The sequence below is a fragment of the Streptomyces canus genome, assembly GCF_001514145.1.
GTDB lineage: Bacteria > Actinomycetota > Actinomycetes > Streptomycetales > Streptomycetaceae > Streptomyces > Streptomyces canus.
On record NZ_KQ948680.1, the window covers coordinates 48,338 to 70,278 of the forward strand.

The following is a 21,941-nucleotide window of genomic DNA, read 5'->3' on the forward strand; positions in this document are numbered from 1 at the left end:
CGGCAGCGTGGTTGTCGTCGAAAGCGAACGAAGCAGAACGGCTCTGGAGGAATCCTCATGAAGCGCAACATCGTCATCGCCACCCTCACCGCCGCCGCGCTGGCAACCGGCGGCACCGTCGCGGCCTTCGCCGCGGGCGACGACGAGGCGACGGCGACGCAGCGCCAGACCAACACGAGCGCCCAGGCGGCCACGGACCGCGACGACGCAGACGACGACGCCACCGAGGACCGTACGGCGGTCCGTGGCGCCGACGTCACCGCCGCCGAGGCGATCGCGGCCGCCCTGAAGCACACGCCGGGCACCGCCGTCTCGGCCGACCTGGACGACGACGGCGCCGACGCGTGGAAGGTGAGCGTCGTCAAGGGCGACGGCACCGAGTACGACGTACGGATCGCCCCCGACTCCGGCAAGGTCCTCGGCGCCCAGCGTGACACCGACGACGACCAGGACGGCGACGACCGTGCCGAACTCGCCGCGGTGAAGGGCGCGAAGACGGACGCCCGTGAGGCCGCGCTGGCCGCCGCGCACAAGGGCACCGTGACCGAGGTCGGCATCGACGACGACAATGGCACCGTGGCCTGGTCGGCGGAGACCGTGAAGGGCACCGGGCACGGCGAGTGGAACATCGCCCTCGACACGGGCAAGGTCACCCAGGACCGGGACGACGACGGCGACGACGCCTGACCCGGCCGTCACGCGACAGGCGTGGCCTCCCGATCCGTACCGCTGCGAAGGGCGCCCCTCCCCCGGGCGCCCTTCGTCATGACCAGCACCGCCGTCACGGCGACCACCCCGCCCGTCAGCGCGAAACACACGGTCACCGGCAGTTGTCCCGCCAGGGCTCCCGCCACGGCCGTTCCGCCCGTACTCCCCGCGTTGACGGCCGTGTTGACCCACGCGCCGGCCTGCGTGCGGGACTCGGGGGCGACCGCCGCGTCGGCGATGAGATACGCGGTGGTCAGGGTCGGCGACACGAAGAACCCGGCGCCGGCCATGACCAGGGCGAGGGTGCCGAGGCCCGGTGCGAGCCCGGCGCCGACGAGCGCGAGGCCCAGACAGGCCGTCAGCAGCGCCAGCCGGGTCCGGGCGGGCGTGCGCCAGTTCACCGCGCCGTTGAGCATCCCGCCGACCGCGCTTCCGGCCGACAGCGCGGCGAGTACCCAGGCCACGCTCGCACCTCCGTGATGATGCCGCTCGGCGAACACGACGACGAGCAGGTCGAGCACACCGAGCGCGAGACCCACGGCCGCTGCGGCCACGACGGGACGGCCGACCCGGCGCAGTACGCGCCGGCCGCCGCTGTCCCGTCGAGGAGAAGAACCCGCGGGTCGCACGGCCCGTACCGCGGGCGACCGTATGAAGCCGGCCGTCCCCGCGACCATCAGGGCGGCGCCGACGACGATCCCGACGGCCGGCGCGGCGGCCCCGACGAGGACGCCCACCAGCAGCGGGCCCGAGACGAAGAGCAGTTCCTCGGCCACCCCGTCGAGGCTGTACGCCCGCTGGAGCAGCGCCTTGTCGTCCTGGGCGAGCCGTGCCCACACGGCCCGCATGGTCGGTCCGAGCGGCGGGACGCAGGCTCCCGCGAGGGCGGTGAGGGTGCCGAGGAGGACGGGGGGTGCGCCGGGGCGCCAGACGGCCGCGGTGAGCAGGGCGAGCAGCAGGACGTAGGCCGAGAGCAGGGGGACGAGCGCCCGCGGCGGCCCGAAGCGGTCGATCAGGGCGGCCCGCGCGGGCGCCAGGAAGACGACGGTGGCACCGAAGAGCGCCATCACGGCACCCGCCACCGCGTACGAGCCCGAGGCGCGGGTCACGGCGAGCATCACGGACAGCGGGACGACGCCGTACGACAGCCTGCCGAGCAGGGCGGTGGCGAAGGTACGGCGGGCATGCGGAATGCGCAGCACCCGCGCATAGGAGGCAGACATGGGTGAGTTCCTCGAAGGAGGCGTGGGAGGGGACACCGAGGAGCCACGGGAGCGGGTGTGCTTCAACCGTGGCCCGGTGCGGCCCTACGCCAATGAGAGGAACATGACGGTCAACGTATCAGGGGCTCAGCCCCGGGTCAGGCCTTCGACCAGTTCGTCCGCCGCGCGGTAGGGGTCCAGTTCACCGGCGACGATCCGCTCCGCGAGCGCGTCCAGGCGCCGGTCGCCCCTGAGGTCGCCGATGCGTTCGCGCAGGGCGGTGACGGCGATGGTCTCGACCTCGTGGGCGGCGCGGGTGCGGCGGCGCTCGGCGAGGACGCCGCGCTCCTCCATCCAGGCGCGGTGCTTCTCCAGGGCTTCCACGACCTCGTCGATGCCCTCGGCGCGGGCGGCGACCGTCTTGACGATCGGCGGGCGCCAGTCGCCGGGGCCGCGGGACTCGCCCAGGCCCAGCATGTGGTTGAGCTCGCGGGCGGTCGCGTCGGCGCCGTCACGGTCGGCCTTGTTGACGACGTACACGTCGCCGATCTCCAGGATTCCGGCCTTGGCGGCCTGGATGCCGTCGCCCATCCCGGGGGCCAGCAGCACCACGGACGTGTCCGCCTGGGCGGCGATCTCCACCTCGGACTGGCCGACGCCGACCGTCTCGACGAGGATCACGTCGCAGCCGGCCGCGTCCAGGACCCGGATGGCCTGCGGGGCGGCCCAGGCGAGCCCGCCGAGGTGGCCGCGGGTCGCCATGGAGCGGATGTAGACGCCGGGGTCGGAGGCGTGCTCCGACATGCGCACCCGGTCGCCGAGCAGGGCACCGCCGGAGAACGGCGAGGACGGGTCGACGGCCAGGACGCCGACCCGCCTGCCCTGCTTGCGGTAGGCGGTCACGAGAGCCGAGGTGGACGTCGACTTACCCACCCCCGGCGAGCCCGTCAGGCCCACCACGTACGCGTTGCCCGTGAGCGGGGCGAGCGTCGCCATGACCTCCCTGAGCTGCGGGGACGCTCCCTCCACGAGGGAGATCAGCCGGGCCACGGCCCGTGGGCGGCCCTCCCTGGCCTGGGCCACCAGGGTGGAGACGTCCTGCATCACAGCTCCGTTCGCCTGAAAACGCGCTTCGCCCGGAAACGTACGGGGACTCAGGCCTTGGGTACCCGCACGACGAGCGCGTCACCCTGACCGCCGCCACCGCACAGCGCGGCCGCGCCGACACCGCCGCCACGCCGCTTGAGCTCCAGGGCGAGGTGCAGGACGAGCCGGGCGCCGGACATGCCGATGGGGTGGCCGAGGGCGATGGCGCCGCCGTTCACGTTCACCTTTTCGGTGGATACGCCGAGGTCCTTCATCGACTGGACCGCGACGGCCGCGAACGCCTCGTTGATCTCGATCAGGTCGAGGTCGGAGACCTCCAGGCCCTCCTTCTTGAGGGCGTGCAGGATCGCGTTGGACGGCTGGGACTGCAGGGAGTTGTCCGGGCCGGCCACATTGCCGTGGGCGCCGATCTCGGCGATCCACTCGAGGCCGAGCTCCTGCGCCTTGGCCTTGCTCATCACGACCACGGCCGCCGCACCGTCCGAGATCTGCGAGGAGGTTCCGGCGGTGATGGTGCCGTCCTTGGTGAACGCGGGGCGCAGCTTGCCCAGGGACTCGGCCGTGGTGTCGGCGCGGATGCCCTCGTCCTTGCTGAAGACGACCGGCTCGCCCTTGCGCTGCGGGATCTCGACCGGGGTGATCTCGGCCTCGAAGATGCCGTTCTTCTGTGCGGCGGCGGCCCGCTGGTGGGACAGGGCGGCGATCTCGTCCTGCTCGGGGCGCCGGATGCCGAGGCGGGTGTTGTGCGTCTCGGTCGACTGGCCCATGGGGATGTTCTCCCAGGGGTCGGTCAGGCCGTCGTGGGCCATCGCGTCGAGCATCTCGATCGCGCCGTACTTGAAGCCCTCGCGGGACTTCGGGAGCAGGTGGGGGGCGTTGGTCATGGACTCCTGGCCGCCCGCGACGACGACGTCGAACTCGCCGGCGCGGATCAGCTGGTCGGCCAGCGCGATCGCGTCGAGGCCCGAGAGACACACCTTGTTGATGGTCAGCGCCGGGACGTTCATCGGGATGCCGGCCTTGACCGCGGCCTGGCGGGCCGGGATCTGACCGGCGCCGGCCTGGAGGACCTGGCCCATGATGACGTACTGCACCTGGTCGCCGCCGATCCCCGCACGGTCGAGGGCGGCCTTGATCGCGAAGCCGCCGAGGTCGGCTCCGGAGAAGGACTTCAGCGAGCCCAGCAACCGCCCCATGGGCGTACGGGCGCCCGCGACGATCACCGAGGTCGTGCTGTTCGATCCAGACATGAGCTGCGATCCCCTTACCGGCTGCACTGCCGAGGAGTGAACGAGGGTTTACTTAAAATGTACTGAGTGGCACTCCGTGCCGTCATCGCCCCGTCGGTGTGATCGCGCGCACGTTGCGTAACCATCCCGGGAGCGCTGCACTGACAACATGCTGACGCGAATCGACCACATCGGGATCGCCTGCTTCGACCTCGACAAGACCGTCGAGTTCTACCGGGCCACCTACGGCTTCGAGGTGTTCCACTCCGAGGTCAACGAGGAGCAGGGCGTGCGCGAGGCCATGCTCAAGATCAACGAAACCTCCGACGGCGGCGCCTCCTACCTGCAGCTTCTGGAGCCGACCCGCCCCGACTCGACCGTCGCCAAGTGGCTGGACAAGAACGGCGAGGGCGTCCACCACATCGCTTTCGGTACGGCGGACGTGGACACGGAGGCCGCGGACATCAAGGACAAGGGCGTACGCGTCCTGTACGAGGAGCCGCGACGCGGCTCCATGGGGTCACGGATCACCTTCCTGCACCCAAAGGATTGCCACGGCGTACTGACAGAACTGGTCACTTCGGTGCCTGTTGAGTCACCTGAGCACTGACCCTCGTACATATGGGCCGGTAGGGTTGGGGGCGGTCGCCGCTCTTACCAGGGCGACCGGGTCCTGCCCATGGCGGCAGAACCGAGCCGGGGTCCGGGTTTCGGGGGGCGAGCGGCGGGCAGCAGCCCATGCTCCGCCGTTGATCTGACACCATTCCCCGGGGGCCCCGTTCGGCGGATGGACAGGGCTCGTCAGGAGAGACTTGCGACCAGGGGACGGATGGGACCGCGCAGTGCGGGGCTACGAACGCCAGGAGCGAGAGCCGGCGGCTGACGTCGACCACCTCTCTCGGTTCGAGGCCGAGATGGAGCGGCTGAAGACCGAGCGGGAAAAGGCGATCCAGCACGCCGAGGACCTCGGCTACCAGGTCGAGGTGCTGCGCGCCAAGTTGCACGAGGCGCGGCGCACCCTCATGTCCCGGCCCGAATTCGGCGGCGGGGACATCGGCTACCAGGCCGAACAGTTGCTGCGCAACGCCCAGATCCAGGCCGACCAGTTGCGCCAGGACGCCGAGCGCGAACTGAGCCAGGTCCGCGCCCAGACCCAGCGCATCCTCCAGGAGCACGCCGAACAGGCCGCGCGTCTGCAAGCGGAGCTGCACCAGGAGGCCGTCACCCGACGTCAGCAGCTCGACCAGGAGCTGGCCGAGCGCCGGCAGACCGTCGAGTCGCACGTCAACGAGAACGTGGCGTGGGCCGAGCAGCTGCGCGCCCGCAGCGAGTCGCAGGCCCGACGGCTCCTGGAGGAGTCCCGTGCCGAGGCCGAGCAGGCCATGGCGGCCGCCCGTGCCGAGGCCGAGCGGGTCACCTCCGAGGCCCGCCAGCGTCTGCAGAGCGAGGCCGAGACCGCCCGCGCGGAGGCCGAACAGCTGCTGCGCCGCGCCCGCGCGGACGCCGAGCGCCTGCTCGACACCGCCTCCACGCAGGCCCAGGAGGCCACCGACCACGCCGAGCAGCTGCGTACGTCCACGGCGACCGAGTCGGACAGCGCCCGCCGCCAGGCCACCGAGCTCAGCCGGGCCGCCGAACAGCGGATGACGGAGGCCGAGGAGGCGCTGCGCAAGGCGCAGGCCGAGGCCGAGAAGGTGCTCACCGAGGCGAAGTCGGCCGCCGAGAAGACGCTCGCGAGCGCGGAGTCGGCCAACGAACAGCGCACCCGCACGGCCAAGGAGCAGGTCGCCCGGCTGGTCACCGAGGCCAGCCAGGAGGCCGAGGCGACCAAGGAGGCCGCCGAGCAGATCGTCGCGGACGCCCGCGCCGAGGCCGAGAAGATCGTCACCGAGGCCGCCGAGAAGGCCCGCACGCTCACCGCCGAGGAGAGCGCGACCCAGCTGTCGAAGGCGGCCAAGACCGCCGAGGACGTCCTCAACAAGGCGCAGGAGGACGCGCAGCGGACCACCAGGGCCGCCGCCGAGGAGGCCGAGCGGATCCGTCGCGAGGCGGAGACCGAGGCGGACCGGCTGCGCGCCGAGGCGCACGACATCGCCGAGCAGCTCAAGGGCACGGCGAAGGACGACACCAAGGAGTACCGCGCCAAGACGGTCGAGCTGCAGGAGGAGGCCCGCCGGCTGCGCGGCGAGGCCGAGCAGCTGCGCGCCGACGCGGTCGGCGAGGGCGAGAAGATCCGCGCGGAGGCCCGCAAGGAGGCCGTCCAGCAGATCGAGGAGGCGGCCAAGACCGCCGAGGAGCTGCTCTCCAAGGCGAAGGCGGACGCCGACGAGCTGCGCCAGACCGCCACCACGGACAGCGAGAAGGTCCGCACCGAGGCCATCGAGCGCGCCACCACGCTGCGCCGGCAGGCGGAGGAGACCCTCCAGCGGACCCGTCAGGAGGCCGATCGGCACCGCGAGGAGGCCGTCGAGCAGTCCGAGGAGATCAAGGCCGACGCCGAGCGCGCCGCGCGCGAGCTGCACGAGGAGACCGAGCGGGCCATAGAGGCCCGTCGTGCCGAGGCCGCAGACGAACTGACCCGGCTGCACGCCGAGGCCGAGGAGCGTCTCGCCGCCGCCGAGCGGGCCCTCACGGAGGCCCGTGAGGAGGCCGCGCGGATCCGCCGCGAGGCCGCCGAGGAGACCGACCGGCTGCGCGGCGAGGCCGCCGAGCGGATCCGCACCCTGCACCAGCAGGCCGAGGCGGAGGCCGACCGGCTGCGCACCGAGGCCGCGTCCGACGCGTCCGCCTCCCGGGCCGAGGGCGAGGCCGTCGCCGTACGGCTGCGTTCCGAGGCCGCCGCGGAGGCGGAGCGGCTCAAGTCCGAGGCGCAGGACACCGCGGACCGGGTCCGGGCGGAGGCGCAGGCCGCGGCGGAGCGGCTCGCCACCGAGGCGTCCGAGACACTGGCCGCCGCCCAGGAGGAGGCCAACCGGCGCCGCCGGGAGGCCGAGGAGTATCTCGGCTCGGCGCGCCAGGAGGCCGACCAGGAGCGTGAGCGGGCCCGCGAGCAGAGCGAGGAGCTGCTGGCCTCGGCGCGCAACCGCGTGGAGGAGGCCCAGGCCGAGGCCGTACGGCTGGTCGAGGAGGCGGACCGGCGAGCCAACGAGATGGTGTCGGCCGCCGAGCAGCACGCCCAGCAGGTGCGGGACTCGGTCGCCGGGCTGCACGAGCAGGCGCAGGAGGAGATCACCGGACTGCGCTCGGCCGCCGAGCACGTGGCCGACCGTACCCGGCGCGAGGCTCAGGAGGAGGCCGACCGGGTCCGCTCGGACGCCTACTCCGAGCGGGAGCGGGCCAGCGAGGACGCGGCCCGGATCCGGCGCGAGGCCACCGCGGAGACGGACGCCGCCAAGTCCCTTGCCGAGCGCACCGTTTCGGAGGCGATCGCGGAGGCGGAGCGGCTCAGGTCGGAGTCGACCGAGTACGCCCAGCGGGCGCGCACCGAGGCCTCGGACGCCATCGCCCAGGCCGAGCAGGACGCCTCCCGCACCCGGGCCGAGGCCCGCGAGGACGCCAACCGCATCCGCTCGGACGCGGCGACGCAGGCCGACACCCTCATCACCGAGGCGCGCAGCGAGGCGGAGCGGCTCACCGAGGAGACCATCAACGACACCGACCGGCTGCGCACGGAGACGGTCGCCGAGGCCGAGCGGGTGCGCGCCGAGTCGGTCGCCAAGGCCGAGCAGCTGATCGGGGACGCGTCCGGGGACGCGGAGCGGCTGCGTGCCGAGGCCGCCGCGACGGTCGGGCAGGCCCAGCAGCACGCGGAGCGGATCCGCAGCGAGGCCGAGCGGGTCAGGGCGGACGCGGCGGCCGCGGCCGAGGAACTGGTCAACTCCGCACGCGCGGAGGCCGATCGCACCCTCGACGAGGCCCGCCAGGACGCCAACAAGCGGCGTTCCGAGGCGGCCGAGCAGGTCGACACGCTCATCACGGAGACCGCCGCCGAGGCGGACAAGCTGCTCAGCGAGGCGCAGCAGCAGTCGCTCAAGACCACCGCTGACGCGGAGGCGCAGGCCGACACCATGGTGGGCGCGGCCCGCAAGGAGGCCGACCGGCTGGTGTCCGAGGCGACGGTCGAGGGCAACGCGCGCGTGGAGAAGGCCCGCACGGACGCGGACGAACTGCTCGTCGGTGCCCGCCGGGACGCCACCGCGATAAGGGAGCGCGCCGAGGAGCTGCGCGACCGGATCACGGGCGAGATCGAGGCGCTGCACGAGCGGGCCCGCCGTGAGGCCGCGGAGACCATGAAGTCGACCGGCGACCGCTGCGACGCGCTCATCAAGGCCTCGGAGGAGCAGCTCGCCAAGGCCCAGGCGAAGGCCAAGGAGCTGGTCTCGGAGGCCAATTCGGAGGCCGGCAAGGTGCGTATCGCCGCGGTCAAGAAGGCCGAGGGGCTCCTCAAGGAGGCCGAGCAGAAGAAGGCCACCCTGGTCCGGGAGGCCGAGGAGCTCAAGGCCGAGGCGATCCGCGAGGCGAAGCGCACGGTCGAGGAGGGCAAGCGCGAGCTCGAGGTCCTCGTCCGCCGCCGCGAGGACATCAACACCGAGATCTCCCGTGTCCAGGATGTCCTGGAGGCATTGGAGTCCTTCGAGGCCCCGTCGGCGGGCAAGGACGGCGGCGTCAAGGCGGGAGCCGCGGTCGGCGCCCCTCGTTCGGGTAAGCCCTCGGACAGCTGACCGACTGGTCGGAATCCGGTGCCGTCTGGGGCCTTTGACCAAGTTTTTGGCAAGCCGTCCCAGGGTTAGCCACTCAAAAGGGGTGTCATTCTCCAGATCAAACACGTATCCGCTCGATGACACACCGCTTCGGCCCCTAGGATTCCCCCTATCACCTCACCGGTCTCATTTGACAGGAACCCCATGAGCGACACTTCCCCCTACGGCTTCGAGCTTGTGCGGCGTGGGTACGACCGCGCTCAGGTGGACGAACGGATCTCCAAGCTCGTCTCCGACCGTGACAGCGCTCTCTCCCGCATCACCGCCCTGGAGAAGCGCATCGAGGAGCTCCACCTCGAGACGCAGAACGCCCAGGCCCAGGTCTCCGACGCCGAGCCGTCGTACGCCGGCCTCGGCGCGCGTGTCGAGAAGATCCTCCGCCTCGCCGAGGAGGAGGCCAAGGACCTGCGCGAGGAGGCCCGTCGCGCGGCCGAGCAGCACCGAGAACTCGCCGAGTCGGCGGCCCAGCAGGTCCGCAACGACGCAGAATCGTTCGCTGCGGAGCGCAAGGCCAAGGCCGAGGACGAGGGCGTCCGTATTGTCGAGAAGGCCAAGAGCGATTCCTCTCAGCTCCGTCAGGAGGCGCAGAAGGACGCGCAGCAGAAGCGCGAGGAGGCGGACGCCCTCTTCGAGGAGACCCGCGCCAAGGCCGCGCAGGCCGCCGCCGACTTCGAGACGAACCTCGCCAAGCGCCGCGAGCAGTCCGAGCGCGACCTGGCCTCGCGTCAGCAGAAGGCGGAGAAGCGTCTCGCGGAGATCGAGCACCGCGCGGAGCAGCTGCGCCTGGAGGCCGAGAAGCTGCGCACCGACGCCGAGCGTCGCGCCCGCCAGACGGTGGAGACCGCGCAGCGCCAGGCCGAGGACATCGTGGCCGACGCCAACGCCAAGGCCGACCGCATCCGTTCGGAATCCGAGCGGGAGCTCGCGGCTCTGACGAACCGTCGCGACTCGATCAACGCCCAGCTGACGAACGTCCGCGAGATGCTCGCCACGCTCACGGGTGCCGCGGTGGCCGCCGCCGGCAGCCCGGCCGACGACGAGCCGATCTCCCGTGGGGTTCCGGCCCAGCAGTCCCGGTAACACCGCCTGACAGCTCATCAAGGGCCCGCACCTTCTCCCCCGACAGGTGCGGGCCTTTGGCGTGTCCTCGGGTCACCGGTGCACGAGGGGCAGGAAGACGTCGTCGACGATCTCTTCCAGGGTGTCTTCAGTGACCGGTTCCCGGCTCAGCAGAATCTCGTGCCGCAGGAGATCCGCCGGCAGCGTCAGCACTCGTCGGGGGAGGTCGGCCGTCGGGATCTCGCCGCGCTCGGCCGCCCGCTCGACGGCGGTCCGCAACACCCCCCGCATGATGCCGAAGAATGACGGGTCGACGTCCCGGGCCTCGGCGAGCAGCCCGTGGAGCGTGTCCGGACCGATCTGCCGCTGCCGCCCGGCGCCGGCCCGCAGCACCTCCAGTACGTCCCCGCGCAACGACCCGGTGTCCGGCACCCGGTCGGCGATCGACCCCGTGCGCTGCCGCATCGCGGCGATGACCAGTTCGGCGCGGTTGCTCCAGCGCCGGTAGAGGACCTGTTTCCCGGTTCGGGCCCGTGCGGCGACCCCCTCCATGGTCAGGCGGGCGTAGCCGACCGCTTCCAACTCGGCCCAGGCCGCGTCCAGCAGATCGGCCTCCAGAGCGGCACCGCGCCGCCGCGTGGTCTCGCCGGGCATCGGCACACCCTCCCGCTTAAGAGACCTTGCGTCTCCTACTGGCACGAGCCTATCGTGGCCGTAAGAGACGCAACGTCTCCTAAGGAGCCTCATGCCCACCGGATCCCGCCTCGACCCCGCTGTCCTCAAACTCGCCGGCATCCTCGCCCTCGGCGCCCTCACCCCCCTTCTCGACTCGACGATCGTCTCCATCGCCCTGCACACCCTCAGCCGCGATCTGAACACCTCCACGGCCGCCGCCCAGTGGGTGAGCACCGCCTATCTGCTGGCCCTCGCGATGGTGGTCCCGGTCTCCGGCTGGGCCGTGGAGCGCTTCGGCGCCCGCCGGGTCTGGCTCGGCTCGCTCACGCTCTTCCTCACCGGATCCGTGCTGTGCGGGCTCGCCTGGAACATCGGCTCACTGATCGTCTTCCGGATCCTCCAGGGCGTCGGCGCCGGACCGATGCTCCCGATGATGCAGACCCTGGTCATGCGCGCCGCCGGCGGACGCGACCTGGGCCGCCTGATGGCCGTCGTCACCCTGCCCGCCCTGGTCGTACCGATCCTCGGACCGGTGCTGGGCGGCCTGATCGTCGGTCATCTCAGCTGGCGCTGGATCTTCTACGTCAACCTGCCCGTCTGCCTGCTCGCGCTCGCCCTGGCCGTTCGGGGCGTGCCGAAGGACACCCGGCGCCCCGGACACCGCCTCGACCTCACCGGGCTGCTGCTCCTCTCCCCCGGCCTGGCCCTGCTCGTCTACGGCCTGACGGAGACCGGTGCCGTCCGGGAGACGGCGATTGCCGTGGGCGCCGTTCTCACCGCCCTGTTCGCGGTCCACGCCCTGCGCACCCCCGAACCCCTCGTCGACCTCCGCCTGTTCGGCGACCGCGGCTTCGCCGTCTCCTCGTCGCTGATGTTCCTGAGCGGACTCGCCCTGTACGGCGGGATGTTCCTCCTGCCGCTCTACTACCAGCAGGCGCGTGGCCAGGGCGTGATCGCGGCCGGGCTGCTGCTCGCGCCACAGGGGCTCGGCAGTCTGCTGGCCCGGGTGACGGGACCGCTCACCGACCGTGTGGGCGCCCGTCCGGTCGTGGTGGCCGGGACACTGCTGACCGCACTGGGCACGCTGCCGTTCGTCCTTCGGCACCCGATGCCCGCCCTCCTCCCCCTCGCCCTCGTCATACGGGGGTTCGGGATGAGCGCCGCCAACCTGGCCGTCATGGTCGGCGCCTACCAGGGACTCGACCACACGCGCGTGCCGCACGCGAGCACCGCCGTCCGGATCGTGCAGCAACTCGGCGGCTCCTTCGGCACCGCGGTCCTCGCCGCCGTACTCGCCCAGGGCGGCTTCCCCCGCGCCTTCCTCTGGTCGACGGCTTTCACATTCTTTGCCTCTCTCGTCGGTCTCCGTTTGCCCACAGGATTGGCATCTGCCGAACCCCGCACCTAGCGTGGTCCGCATGATCGAGCTAGCGGGGTTGACGAAGCGGTACGGCGAGAAGGTGGCGGTCAACAATCTGACCTTCACCGTCAGACCGGGCATCGTCACGGGCTTCCTCGGTCCCAACGGCGCCGGCAAGTCCACCACCATGCGCATGATGCTGGGCCTGGACCGGCCCACCGCCGGGGACGTCCGCATCGACGGCAAGCACTACGACCAGCTCAAGGACCCGCTCACCTACATCGGCGCCCTGCTGGACGCCAAGGCCATGCACGGCGGGCGCAGCGCCTTCAACCACCTGCTGTGTCTCGCGCAGAGCAACGGCATCCCGAAGAAGCGGGTGGACGAGGTCCTCGACACGGTCGGTCTCACCGCCGTCGCGCGGAAGAAGGCCAAGGGCTTCTCGCTCGGCATGGGCCAGCGGCTCGGCATCGCGGGCGCGTTGCTCGGTGACCCGCAGATCCTGATGTTCGACGAGCCGGTCAACGGGCTCGACCCCGAGGGCATCCACTGGATCCGCAACCTGATGAAGTCCCTTGCCGCGCAGGGCCGTACGGTCTTCGTCTCCTCCCACCTCATGAGCGAGATGGCGCTGACCGCCGACCACCTCGTCGTCATCGGCCAGGGGCGGCTGCTCGCCGACACCTCCATGGCCGACTTCATCGCGCAGAACTCGCGGTCCTACGTCCGCATCCGCACCCCGCAGCGCGAGCGGCTGCTCGACGTGCTGCACGCGGCCGGGGTCACCGTCGTGGAGACCGGCAACGGCACGCTGGAGGTCGACGGAAGCAAGTCCGAGTACATCGGCGAGCTGGCCGCACAGCACCAGCTCGTGCTGCACGAGCTGAGTCCCCAACAGGCCTCCCTGGAGGAGGCGTTCATGCAGCTGACCGCGGAGTCGGTCGAGTACCACGCCCACAGCGACACACCCGTCGACGCACCGCTGCCGCCCCAGCAGCAGTGGGGCGACGGCTGGAAGGGGAAGTGACCATGGCGGCGACCCAGGTCATCCGCTCCGAGTGGACCAAGATCCGGTCGGTGGCCTCCACGGTGTGGACGCTCTCCCTCGCCGTGGTGGTCACCATCGGACTCGGCATCCTGATCTCGGCCCTGTCGAAGAACGAGTTCGACAACATGAGCCGCGAGGACAAGCTCTCGTTCGACCCGACCTTCATCAGCTTCGCCGGGATGAGCCTCGGGCAGCTCGCGATGATCGTGTTCGGGGTGCTCGTCGTCTCGAACGAGTACAGCACCGGCATGATCCGCACCTCGCTGGCCGCCGTGCCGCAGCGCGGCAGCTTCCTGGTCAGCAAGATCGCGGTCGCCACCGGGCTCTCGCTGGCCGTCGGCCTCGTCACCAGCTTCCTCACGTTCTTCCTCGGGCAGGCGATGCTCGGGTCGCACCGTGCGGAGATCGGTGACCCGGGCGTGCTGCGGGCCGTGATCGGCGGCGGCGTCTACATGACCCTCATCGCGATGTTCTCGATGGGCGTCGCCGCGATGCTGCGCTCGCCGATGCTGTCGCTGGGCATCCTGATGCCGTTCTTCTTCCTCATCTCCAACATCCTCGGCAACGTCTCGGCGACCAAGAAGATCGGCCGGTACCTGCCCGACCAGGCCGGCAGCAAGATCATGCAGGTGGTCACGCCGATCAACGACGACACTCCCTACGGCCCCTGGGGCGGGCTCGGGATCATGGCGCTGTGGGTGGCGGCGGCGCTGATCGGCGGTTATGTCCTGTTGAAGAAGCGGGACGCGTGACGCGACGAGCCTTTGCTTTCATTTGAGCGGAACCGTCAGCGCCCCGATAAGCTCCTAACCCTTACGGGGGGCGTGTGCCCCGCTGTCCTGAACCTTGCGATGGGTGCGGAGCATGATCGAGGCAGTCGGCCTGACCAAGCGCTATGGCGACAAGACCGCTGTGTACAACCTTTCCTTCCAGGTACGTCCCGGTGCCGTCACCGGCTTCCTGGGCCCCAACGGCTCGGGCAAGTCGACGACCATGCGGATGATCCTCGGCCTGGACAACCCCACCTCGGGGCAGGTGACGATCGGCGGCTACCCGTATCGCAGGCTGCCCAACGCGGCCCGGCAGGTCGGCGCGCTCCTCGACGCCAAGGCGGTGCACGGCGGGCGGGCCGCCCGTAACCACCTGCTGTGCCTGGCCCAGCTGTCCGGGATCCCGGCCCGCAGGGTGGACGAGGTGCTGGGCGTGGTCGGCCTCCAGGACGTGGCCAGGAAGCGTTCCAAGGGCTTCTCCCTCGGCATGGGGCAGCGGCTCGGGATCGCGGCCGCGCTGCTCGGCGACCCCCAGGTGCTGCTCTTCGACGAGCCGGTCAACGGGCTCGACCCCGAGGGCATCCTGTGGGTGCGCAACCTCATGAAGGCGCTCGCGGCGGAGGGCCGTACGGTCTTCGTCTCCTCCCACCTCATGAGCGAGATGGCGCTGACCGCGGACCATCTCATCGTCATCGGACGCGGGCAGCTGCTCGCCGACATGAACATCCAGGACTTCATCGCCGCGAACTCCGCGGGCTTCGCGCGGGTGCGGACGCCGGACACCGAGCCGCAGCTGCGCGAGAAGCTGTCGGCCGCGATCACCGAGGCGGGCGGGCACGTCCTGCCCGAGCAGGACGGGGCGCTGCGGGTCACGGGACTGGCCCTCCCCCGCATCAGCGACATCGCGCACGACACGGACGTACGCCTGTGGGAGCTGTCGCCGCACCAGGCCTCGCTGGAGGAGGCCTACATGCGGATGACGCAGGGCGCGGTGGACTACCGCTCGACCATCGACCAGAAGGCGGGGCTGATGCAGCCCCTGCCGCCGGGCGCGCAGCCCCCCATGCCGGTCCCGGGCCAGGGCCAGCCGGGCTGGTACGCCCCGCCGCCGCCCCAGCAGGGCGGGCAGCCGTTCGCAGCCCCGCAGGGGCAGGCGCAGGCGGGCCCGTACGGCGGTCCTGGCGCCGGCACGCCCAATCCGTACGCCCAGGCGGGCCCCGCGGCTCGCCAGGGCCTGCCTCAGCCGCCCTTCCAGGCGCCGGCGGCTCCGCCCTCCGCCGCCCCGCCCGGAGGAGCCTTCCCGACCGCACCCGCGCCGCAGCCGCAGACCGCCGCTCCTGCGCCGCAGGCCTCCGCTCCCGCCACCCCGACCAAGCCCGAGGACGTCCGATGAGCACCCCGCAGCCCTCGATGCCGCAGGCCCAGGCCGCCGTGCCGAACCGGCAGCCGGCGGACGGGTCGTCGTACCCCGGTTACACCTCGCCGATTCCCGTCGTGCGCACCCATCTCGGGAACGCCATCGCGTCGGAGTGGACGAAGATCCGGACGGTGCGGTCGACGATCTGGACGCTGGGCGTGTTCGTGCTGCTCGTGATCGGGATCGGGGTCGGCGTCGCCGCGCTGGTCGCGGCCAACGCCTCCCCCGAGGACCTGAACAACGACAGTCCGCTGTCGTTGGGCTTCTTCGGGCTGCTGCTCGGCAGCATGTGCGTCATCACGCTCGGTGTGCTGACCACGGCCTCGGAGTACGGCACCGGAATGATCCGTACGACGATGGTCGCCTGCCCCTCCCGCGGCCGCGTCCTCACGGCGAAGGCGGTCGTGTTCTTCGCCGTCGCCTTCGTGACCACCCTCGTCTCGGTCCTCGTCGTCGCCCTCGCGGACGTGGCCCTGCTGGACGGAGCCCGGACCCCGACCGGCCAGGAGTGGCTGAAGGGCACCATCGGCATCTCGCTCTACATCGCCCTGCTCGGCCTGTTCTCGCTGATCATCGGCTCGATCATCCGGCACTCGGCGGGCGCGATCACCATCATGATCGGTGTCGTGCTGGCCCCGCTGGTCATCGCGCTGTTCATGGTCGCGCGGTCCCTGGAGGGCCTGCGCCAGGCATTGTTCGAGTACTCCATCCCGAACCAGCTCAGCGTGTTCTACTCCAACTCCCTCACCGACAGCGGCCCCTCGGGCTGGGACCCGCTGTGGATCATCGTCGGCGTGACGGCCGCGGCGTTCGCCTGCGCCTTCGCCCTGCTGGAGAAGCGGGACGTCTGATCCCCTAGAACCTCGGCGCGTTACGGGACCGCTGCACCCGCGTGGTGCGGCGGTCCCGTGCGTTCCAGCACGCCTTGTGCCAGTGTCTGCGCTCGTCGACACCCGAGTGGTCCGGCCAGGCCACGATGTGCGGGACTCCGTCCGGGATCATCTGGTCGCAGCCCGGACAGCGGTACGTCTTGCCCTGCGCGCTCGCCCCCGCCACATGCCGGACGTTCCAGTCCTCGCCCTGCCAGTGCGTCGAGGACTGGAAGCCGCCGTAGCGGCCGGAACGGTCGTCCTCGGCACTCCGGCCGGCCGAGTCCGACGAACCGGAACCCTTGGGTCGGTTGCGACGCGGGGACACAGGACACCTCACGGGGCTATACAGGGAGCAGGGACCGCGTCCAGCCTACGCGGCACGAGGCGGGGTACGCGTAGGGCACCAACCCCCACAAGTGCCCCTCCGGGGCGACCCATTCTGCAGACAATCGGCAAATCTCTCCGCCAGGCCGTGTCCTCGGCACGTGTCAGACGGTTATGCCGAGTGGGGGAGCTCCGTGTCGGAGCCAAGGAAGCAGGAAAAGCACATGCACGTTGGAAGTTTCGTGTTGGCCGCCCAGTTCCCGGGGCAGGGCCAGGGAGAGGCGCTGCACCGCGCGGTCCGCTCGGCCGAGGTCGCGGAGGAGGCCGGACTCGACACGGTCTGGCTGGCAGAACACCACTTCGTGCCCTACGGCACCTGCCCGTCGGCGATCACCCTGGCGGCCCTGCTGCTGGGCCGCACCCACCGTATCCGCGTGGGCACCGCCGTGAGCGTGCTGCCCACGGCCCACCCCGTCGCCCTCGGCGAACAGGCCGCGCTGCTGCACATGACGAGCGGCGGGCGCTTCTCGCTGGGCGTGGGGCGCGGCGGCCCGTGGGTCGACCTGGAGGTGTTCGGGTCGGGACTTCAGGCGTACGAGAAGGGGTTCCCGGAATCACTCGATCTGCTGGTGCGCTGGCTGCGCGAACCCTCCGTCGGAGCCGACGGCGAGCGCTTCCGCTTCCGTGAAGTGCCCGTCGTACCACGGCCGTCGGAGTCCCTCACGGAAGCGGACGGTCCCGAGGTGATCGTCGCCTGCACCTCCCCGGCGAGCGTCCGGCTGGCCGCCGAGCGCGGGCTGCCGATGCTGCTCGGGATGCATGTCGGGGACGAGGAGAAGGCGGAGATGGTCGCCCTGTGGCGCAGGCAGGCGCGCGCCGCCGGACACGCGCCGGAGACGGTCCTGGACGCGCCCCATGTCTCGGCCGGCGTCTGCCAGATCGCGGACCGGCGCACGGACGCGGTGGAGGCCCTGGTGAAGGCGATGCCGGGCTGGCTCAGGCAGGGACTCGGCGCCCATGTCACGGTCGACGGCCGTGCACGGCAGATGCGCGATCCGGTGGCCTACACCGAATTGCTCTGCGGGCTGCACCCGGTGGGGACCCCGCGACTGTGCGCCGACCGCCTCGCGGCGACCAGCGAACGGACGGGTGTCTCCCGCTTCGCCCTGCTCGTCGAGGGCTCGGGAGACCTGGCGGCCACCGAGGAGAACGTACGGCGGCTGGGTGCGGAAGTGCTGCCGCATCTGACCTGAAACGGAACAACCCTGCCCGGCGGGAGCTTGCCGCCCCGGTACTGATGCACCTCCCGCGTACGGAGCGGCAAGCAAGCGGCGCCGCGTCAGCAGTCCCGGAACTCCGGAGACTGGTTCAGCAGCTGACTGCGCACCGAGGTGAAGCGGACCAGCGTCTCGTCGACCGAGGAGTCCAACGGGAACACCGCCACCCGGTGGCAGTTCTGGAAGGCCAGCCGCACACCGAAGTGCCGCTGAAGCGCGCCGCGTATCGCGTCACTCGCAAGCGCACGCAGCAGCTGACCGCGTGCCTGCTCGTCCGGCGGGGGCGTCTGGTTGTCGGCGAAGTTGCCGCCGTCGACCTTCAGCTGGGCCACCAGGGAGCTGATCATCTCCCATGCGTAGGGCAGGGAGGTCCGGACGCAGTCGACGAATTCCGCTTCGTCGACCTCGCCTCGCTCGGCCTTCTCGAGTAGGGCCGGTGAGACGTCGAGCGACATGGGTTCTCCTCTCGCACCCCCGATTCCTCAGGGGTTGCCGGACAGATGAGGGAGTTCGCGATGCCGGACACGCTCAGTACACGCCTCGCGACCTCCCGTTTACTACGGTAGGCAACCGCCGGTGACGGCACCAGGAGAATGCGAACAAAGGGCACTCCCAACAGGCCCACAATCGGCCACAAGTGAACAGGGTTTCTCCACAGCCTTACGGGCCGAATCGCGTGGACATGCGCCCGTCGAGTAGCGTTGCCGACCATGCGTCTCGTCATTGCCCGGTGTTCCGTCGACTACGCGGGCCGGCTCACCGCCCACCTGCCCTCGGCCCCCCGTCTGATCCTGGTGAAGGCGGACGGCAGCGTCTCCATCCACGCCGACGACCGGGCCTACAAGCCCCTGAACTGGATGTCGCCGCCCTGCACGTTGAAGGAGGGGACCGGCGACGAGCAAGGCGTCTGGACCGTCATCAACAAGGCGGGCGAGAAGCTCATCATCACGATGGAGGAGGTTCTCCACGACTCCTCGCACGAACTCGGCGTGGATCCCGGCCTGATCAAGGACGGCGTGGAAGCACACCTCCAGGAGCTGCTCGCCGACCGCATCGAAACGCTCGGCGACGGCTACACCCTGATCCGCCGCGAGTACATGACGGCCATCGGCCCGGTCGACATCCTGTGCCGGGACGCCGACGGCCAGACGGTCGCGGTGGAGATCAAGCGGCGCGGCGAGATCGACGGCGTCGAGCAACTCACCCGCTACCTCGACCTCTTGAACCGCGACCCCCATCTCGCTCCGGTCCGCGGCATCTTCGCCGCCCAGGAGATCAAGCCCCAGGCCCGTGTCCTGGCGACCGACCGCGGTATCGGCTGCCACGTCATGGACTACGACGCGCTGCGGGGCATCGAGGACGACAAGCTGCGGCTGTTCTGACAGCGCCTCTTCCTCTACGACGACGAGGGCCGGGTCCGATACGTGGACCCGGCCCTCTGGTGTCGCGCTGTGCGTCAGATGACCTGCGCCGAGTTGCTCGGTGAGCTCACGGTGCTGCTCTGCGGGGCACTGGCCGAGCTGCTGGTCTCCACCGGGGTGGTGGAGGCGGGGCCGCTGGCCGAGTTGGAGTTGGTCGGGGTCGTGTCGGTCGGGGTGGCTGTGGGCGTGCTCGACGGCGGTTCCGACGTACCGGACGGCGTCGACGACGGGGATCCGGGCCCCGTCGGCGTGGACGGCGTCGACGGACTCGTCGACGGCTTGGGCGTCGTCGGCTTCGGCGAGCTCGGCGTGCCGCTCCCCGGACGCTGCGTCCCACTCGGCCTGTCCGAAGGCTCCGCCACATCCGTGGGCGTCGGATCGTCCGAAGTCCCGTACGTCCCATCGGGCCCCGGGTCGGTCGGACGGGACGTCGCCGTGCCGGTGTCCCCGGGGTTGTCGTCGTTCTTCGGGACGTCGGCGCCGAGGTTGCCGTCGTCGATGCCGACGCTGGCCGACGGGTTGACGCCCACCTCGTTGGACGGGGAGTTCGGGTCGTTGTCGGAGGTGGCGCCCAGCGTCACGACCGTGCCGAGCACCGCGACCAGCAGCGCACCCGCGCCGGCCGCGACGAGGTTGCGCTTGGCGAGGCCCTTGAGTCCGCCGCGGGCCTTGCGCGAGGGCGCGGGCGTGGAGGGTGAGCGGTGGACGACGATCGTCTGCGAGTCTGCGGGCAGCTGGAGGGGCGGGAAGGCCGCGGGAACTCCCCCGGGCGGTGAGGCGGACTCGTCGTACCGGGCGTCGGGCACCTCCTCGCCCGCTGTCGCGCCGAGGACCGCGGCCAGGCCGGGCGCGCTGCCGTCCCGGTCGGAGACCAGGGTGAGGGCGCGGCGGCCGGCGACGGTGCCGCGCTTGTCGGCGATGGCTCCGCGCAGGCCGATGGAGGCCTCCAGTTCGGCGCGGGCCCGGTCGAGCTGTCCGCCGCAGAGCGCGAGGATGCCGAGCTCGTGGTGGAAGTAGGCCTGTTCGGACACCTCACCGGCGAGCTGGGCGGCCTCGGAACCGGCGCGCAGCGAACGCTCCCAGGCACCCCAGTGGCCGCCGGCGGCGAACGCGGGCGCCGCCGTGCGGGCGAGCTGCACCGTGACGGCTTGCTCGCCCTCGTCGGGCATGGTGGTGACCGGGACCAGGACGGCGAGGGCGGCCAGCAGGGCGTCTGCCTCCGCGCACACCCGCTCGGGGGTGACCGAGGGGTGCCCGGCCCACCAGTTGTAGTGCTGGGCGGCGGTGAGGGCGAGGCTCTCGGGGTCGTCGCCGTATCCGGCGGCTTCCAGCTGGGCGAGGACACCGGCGGCGAGCCGGTAGCGGGAGCCGACCGGGGAGACCAGACCGCAGTCCGCAAGCTCACCGAGGGCGGCGTCCGCGTGGGTGTCGCCGATCAGCGCGGGCAGGTGCGCCTGGTGGGGCACCTCGCCGCCGAGCGCGACGGCGAACCGCAGGGTGGCGCGGGCGGATTCGCTCAGCCGGGAGGCGAGCAGCGGGGCGGGGGCCGCGGCCTCGCCGAGCGCGGGCAGGGGTATCTCCTCGCCCTCGTCGGAGGTGAACGGGGCGTCGACCGGGGCCGCGTCCGCGAAGACGCCGAACTCGTCGACGGCGTTCGCCCCGGCCCGCAGCATGTCGCGCTGCCTGAGCAGAGCACCCGCCTGGACGAAGCGCAGGGGCAGACCCTCGGACTCGAACCAGAGGTCGCCCGCCCAGTTCGACTCCTCTTCCGTCAGCACCCGGCCGACGGAACGCTCCAGGAGCTCCACACCGTCGGCGCGCTCCAGGCCGCTGAGGAAGATCTCCTCGACGGCGGAGTCGGCCGAGGGCGCGGGCACGTCGGGCGTCGCGCCGATCACGAACGCGCACTCGGGGGTGGCGTCCAGCAGTTCGTCGAGGGCCGCGCCGCCGAACTCGATGTCGTCGAGGACGACGACCGCGCCGATCTCCCGCACGCAGGAGAGAAGCTCGTCCCGGTCGGGGCGGTGCAGGGGCGAGGTGAAGACGGCGTAGAAGAGGTCGTACAGCAGCTCGCTCGCCGTGCGGTTGAAGCCGGTGAGGCGGACCACCCCGTCGGGAGCGAGGTCGCCGCAGTCCTCGGCGACGAGGTCGAGGAGGCTGGTGCGGCCGGAGCCGGCGGGGCCGGTCAGGCGCACCGAGCGGCCGCGGGCGAGCAGCCGCACGAGTCGTTCGCGCTCGTCCTGGCGGGCCAGGAGCGACAGCGCGGTGCGGGACGGTCCGGGTGGGACGGGCGGGCGGGCCGCCCGGTCCACCTCGGCGCGTTCGGCGGCGCCGTATCTCTCGGGCCGTCCGGGCCGCTCGCCGGGCGGGCAGGCCTCTATCTCGCTGCCGTCGACGGGGTTGACGGTCAGCAGGAAGTCACCGGCGACGAGCTGCACGGTGCGGGCGAGCGTGGGCGAGTGCTGGCCGAAGTCCGTGGTGAGGGAGTCCCTGGGAGGCCGCTGACGCGGCGAGCCACCGTCGTCGTCATGGCCGTACTCCTCGGGTCCCCGGTTGTTCGGGTCCATAGGTTCAAGCCCCCCAAAAGCGTCTCGTGTGCCGTCAGTGGCCCCTCCCGGCCTGCAGCACACTGCGCTGTCGCTTCTGGTCCGGGCCCGCTGGAAGGGATACAGACAGCAGGCGACCGAACCCTAAACCTTCGCACAGTATCTA

Annotated in this window: 18 protein-coding genes; 11 read left to right on the forward strand and 7 right to left on the reverse strand. The window is 71.4% G+C overall.

Annotation, left to right across the window (positions count from 1 at the left end; translation table 11 throughout):
- Positions 1 to 57: 57 nt before the first annotated feature.
- Positions 58 to 687, forward strand: a complete 630-nt coding sequence (locus tag AQJ46_RS46270; protein ID WP_059211370.1) for a PepSY domain-containing protein — start codon at positions 58 to 60, stop codon at positions 685 to 687.
- A gap of 8 nt (positions 688 to 695) precedes the next feature.
- On the opposite strand, the gene AQJ46_RS46275 is transcribed toward AQJ46_RS46270, so the two are convergent.
- From AQJ46_RS46275 to AQJ46_RS46285, 3 genes are all read right to left on the reverse strand, one after another.
- A complete protein-coding gene (locus tag AQJ46_RS46275; protein WP_079072770.1) occupies positions 696 to 1,931 on the reverse strand; it encodes an MFS transporter in 1,236 nt (411 codons plus the stop codon).
- Between the two features lie 126 nt (positions 1,932 to 2,057).
- Positions 2,058 to 3,014 (reverse strand): methylmalonyl Co-A mutase-associated GTPase MeaB, encoded by a 957-nt coding sequence (meaB, locus tag AQJ46_RS46280; protein WP_057612059.1) that lies wholly within the window; start codon positions 3,012 to 3,014, stop codon positions 2,058 to 2,060.
- Between the two features lie 50 nt (positions 3,015 to 3,064).
- The gene (locus AQJ46_RS46285; RefSeq protein WP_057612060.1) at positions 3,065 to 4,267 is read right to left on the reverse strand and encodes an acetyl-CoA C-acetyltransferase; all 1,203 of its coding nucleotides are present in this window, start codon (positions 4,265 to 4,267) and stop codon (positions 3,065 to 3,067) included.
- Positions 4,268 to 4,415: 148 nt separating this feature from the next.
- On the opposite strand from AQJ46_RS46285, the gene mce reads away from it, so the two are divergent.
- The 3 genes from mce (at position 4,416) to AQJ46_RS46300 (ending at position 10,086) form a co-directional block, all read left to right on the forward strand.
- Positions 4,416 to 4,856 carry a methylmalonyl-CoA epimerase gene (mce, locus tag AQJ46_RS46290; RefSeq protein ID WP_059211371.1) on the forward strand — a complete coding sequence of 147 codons (441 nt, stop codon included), beginning with the start codon at positions 4,416 to 4,418 and terminating at the stop codon, positions 4,854 to 4,856.
- A gap of 232 nt (positions 4,857 to 5,088) precedes the next feature.
- On the forward strand, positions 5,089 to 8,967 hold the full coding sequence (gene scy, locus AQJ46_RS46295; protein WP_059211372.1) for a polarized growth protein Scy: 3,879 nt from the start codon (positions 5,089 to 5,091) through the stop codon (positions 8,965 to 8,967).
- A 183-nt stretch (positions 8,968 to 9,150) separates the two neighbouring features.
- Positions 9,151 to 10,086: a coiled-coil domain-containing protein gene (locus tag AQJ46_RS46300; RefSeq protein ID WP_057612062.1), complete on the forward strand. Its 936-nt coding sequence runs from the start codon at positions 9,151 to 9,153 to the stop codon at positions 10,084 to 10,086.
- Positions 10,087 to 10,158: 72 nt separating this feature from the next.
- On the opposite strand, the gene AQJ46_RS46305 is transcribed toward AQJ46_RS46300, so the two are convergent.
- Entirely contained in the window at positions 10,159 to 10,719 is a 561-nt protein-coding gene (locus AQJ46_RS46305; protein WP_059211373.1) for a TetR/AcrR family transcriptional regulator, read from the reverse strand.
- 91 nt (positions 10,720 to 10,810) lie between these two features.
- On the opposite strand from AQJ46_RS46305, the gene AQJ46_RS46310 reads away from it, so the two are divergent.
- The 5 genes from AQJ46_RS46310 (at position 10,811) to AQJ46_RS46330 (ending at position 16,186) form a co-directional block, all read left to right on the forward strand.
- A complete protein-coding gene (locus AQJ46_RS46310; protein WP_059211374.1) occupies positions 10,811 to 12,148 on the forward strand; it encodes an MDR family MFS transporter in 1,338 nt (445 codons plus the stop codon).
- 10 nt (positions 12,149 to 12,158) lie between these two features.
- Positions 12,159 to 13,127, forward strand: a complete 969-nt coding sequence (locus AQJ46_RS46315; protein ID WP_057612254.1) for an ABC transporter ATP-binding protein — start codon at positions 12,159 to 12,161, stop codon at positions 13,125 to 13,127.
- A gap of 2 nt (positions 13,128 to 13,129) precedes the next feature.
- The gene (locus AQJ46_RS46320; RefSeq protein ID WP_059211375.1) at positions 13,130 to 13,900 is read left to right on the forward strand and encodes an ABC transporter permease; all 771 of its coding nucleotides are present in this window, start codon (positions 13,130 to 13,132) and stop codon (positions 13,898 to 13,900) included.
- 112 nt (positions 13,901 to 14,012) lie between these two features.
- A complete protein-coding gene (locus tag AQJ46_RS46325; protein WP_059211376.1) occupies positions 14,013 to 15,311 on the forward strand; it encodes an ABC transporter ATP-binding protein in 1,299 nt (432 codons plus the stop codon).
- Positions 15,308 to 16,186 (forward strand): ABC transporter permease subunit, encoded by an 879-nt coding sequence (locus AQJ46_RS46330; protein WP_059211377.1) that lies wholly within the window; start codon positions 15,308 to 15,310, stop codon positions 16,184 to 16,186. The genes AQJ46_RS46325 and AQJ46_RS46330 overlap by 4 nt, the downstream gene beginning before the upstream one ends.
- A gap of 4 nt (positions 16,187 to 16,190) precedes the next feature.
- Here AQJ46_RS46330 and AQJ46_RS46335 read toward each other — a convergent pair whose 3' ends face one another.
- Complete coding sequence (locus tag AQJ46_RS46335) at positions 16,191 to 16,532, reverse strand: hypothetical protein (RefSeq protein ID WP_059211378.1); 342 nt, start codon at positions 16,530 to 16,532, stop codon at positions 16,191 to 16,193.
- A 223-nt stretch (positions 16,533 to 16,755) separates the two neighbouring features.
- On the opposite strand from AQJ46_RS46335, the gene AQJ46_RS46340 reads away from it, so the two are divergent.
- On the forward strand, positions 16,756 to 17,784 hold the full coding sequence (locus AQJ46_RS46340) for an LLM class flavin-dependent oxidoreductase (protein ID WP_059211379.1): 1,029 nt from the start codon (positions 16,756 to 16,758) through the stop codon (positions 17,782 to 17,784).
- Positions 17,785 to 17,870: 86 nt separating this feature from the next.
- Here the strand turns inward: AQJ46_RS46340 and AQJ46_RS46345 are convergent, their stop codons facing one another.
- A complete protein-coding gene (locus AQJ46_RS46345) occupies positions 17,871 to 18,263 on the reverse strand; it encodes an SCO5389 family protein (RefSeq protein WP_007384741.1) in 393 nt (130 codons plus the stop codon).
- Between the two features lie 255 nt (positions 18,264 to 18,518).
- On the opposite strand from AQJ46_RS46345, the gene nucS reads away from it, so the two are divergent.
- Entirely contained in the window at positions 18,519 to 19,190 is a 672-nt protein-coding gene (gene nucS / locus AQJ46_RS46350; RefSeq protein WP_059211380.1) for an endonuclease NucS, read from the forward strand.
- 74 nt (positions 19,191 to 19,264) lie between these two features.
- On the opposite strand, the gene AQJ46_RS46355 is transcribed toward nucS, so the two are convergent.
- Positions 19,265 to 21,796, reverse strand: coding sequence for an ATP-binding protein (locus AQJ46_RS46355; RefSeq protein ID WP_059211381.1), 2,532 nt, complete (start codon positions 21,794 to 21,796; stop codon positions 19,265 to 19,267).
- Positions 21,797 to 21,941: the final 145 nt, after the last annotated feature.

Coding starts and splice junctions, on each gene's coding strand:
- AQJ46_RS46320 (WP_059211375.1), top strand. CDS start 13,130: ATGGCGGCGACCCAGGTCATCCGCTCCGAGTGGACCAAGATCCGGTCG.
- AQJ46_RS46310 (WP_059211374.1), top strand. CDS start 10,811: ATGCCCACCGGATCCCGCCTCGACCCCGCTGTCCTCAAACTCGCCGGC.
- AQJ46_RS46285 (WP_057612060.1), bottom strand. CDS start 4,267: ATGTCTGGATCGAACAGCACGACCTCGGTGATCGTCGCGGGCGCCCGT.
- AQJ46_RS46345 (WP_007384741.1), bottom strand. CDS start 18,263: ATGTCGCTCGACGTCTCACCGGCCCTACTCGAGAAGGCCGAGCGAGGC.
- AQJ46_RS46340 (WP_059211379.1), top strand. CDS start 16,756: ATGCACGTTGGAAGTTTCGTGTTGGCCGCCCAGTTCCCGGGGCAGGGC.
- AQJ46_RS46330 (WP_059211377.1), top strand. CDS start 15,308: ATGAGCACCCCGCAGCCCTCGATGCCGCAGGCCCAGGCCGCCGTGCCG.
- AQJ46_RS46355 (WP_059211381.1), bottom strand. CDS start 21,796: ATGGACCCGAACAACCGGGGACCCGAGGAGTACGGCCATGACGACGAC.
- AQJ46_RS46300 (WP_057612062.1), top strand. CDS start 9,151: ATGAGCGACACTTCCCCCTACGGCTTCGAGCTTGTGCGGCGTGGGTAC.
- nucS (WP_059211380.1), top strand. CDS start 18,519: ATGCGTCTCGTCATTGCCCGGTGTTCCGTCGACTACGCGGGCCGGCTC.
- meaB (WP_057612059.1), bottom strand. CDS start 3,014: ATGCAGGACGTCTCCACCCTGGTGGCCCAGGCCAGGGAGGGCCGCCCA.
- AQJ46_RS46315 (WP_057612254.1), top strand. CDS start 12,159: ATGATCGAGCTAGCGGGGTTGACGAAGCGGTACGGCGAGAAGGTGGCG.
- AQJ46_RS46270 (WP_059211370.1), top strand. CDS start 58: ATGAAGCGCAACATCGTCATCGCCACCCTCACCGCCGCCGCGCTGGCA.
- mce (WP_059211371.1), top strand. CDS start 4,416: ATGCTGACGCGAATCGACCACATCGGGATCGCCTGCTTCGACCTCGAC.
- AQJ46_RS46305 (WP_059211373.1), bottom strand. CDS start 10,719: ATGCCCGGCGAGACCACGCGGCGGCGCGGTGCCGCTCTGGAGGCCGAT.
- AQJ46_RS46325 (WP_059211376.1), top strand. CDS start 14,013: ATGATCGAGGCAGTCGGCCTGACCAAGCGCTATGGCGACAAGACCGCT.
- AQJ46_RS46275 (WP_079072770.1), bottom strand. CDS start 1,931: ATGTCTGCCTCCTATGCGCGGGTGCTGCGCATTCCGCATGCCCGCCGT.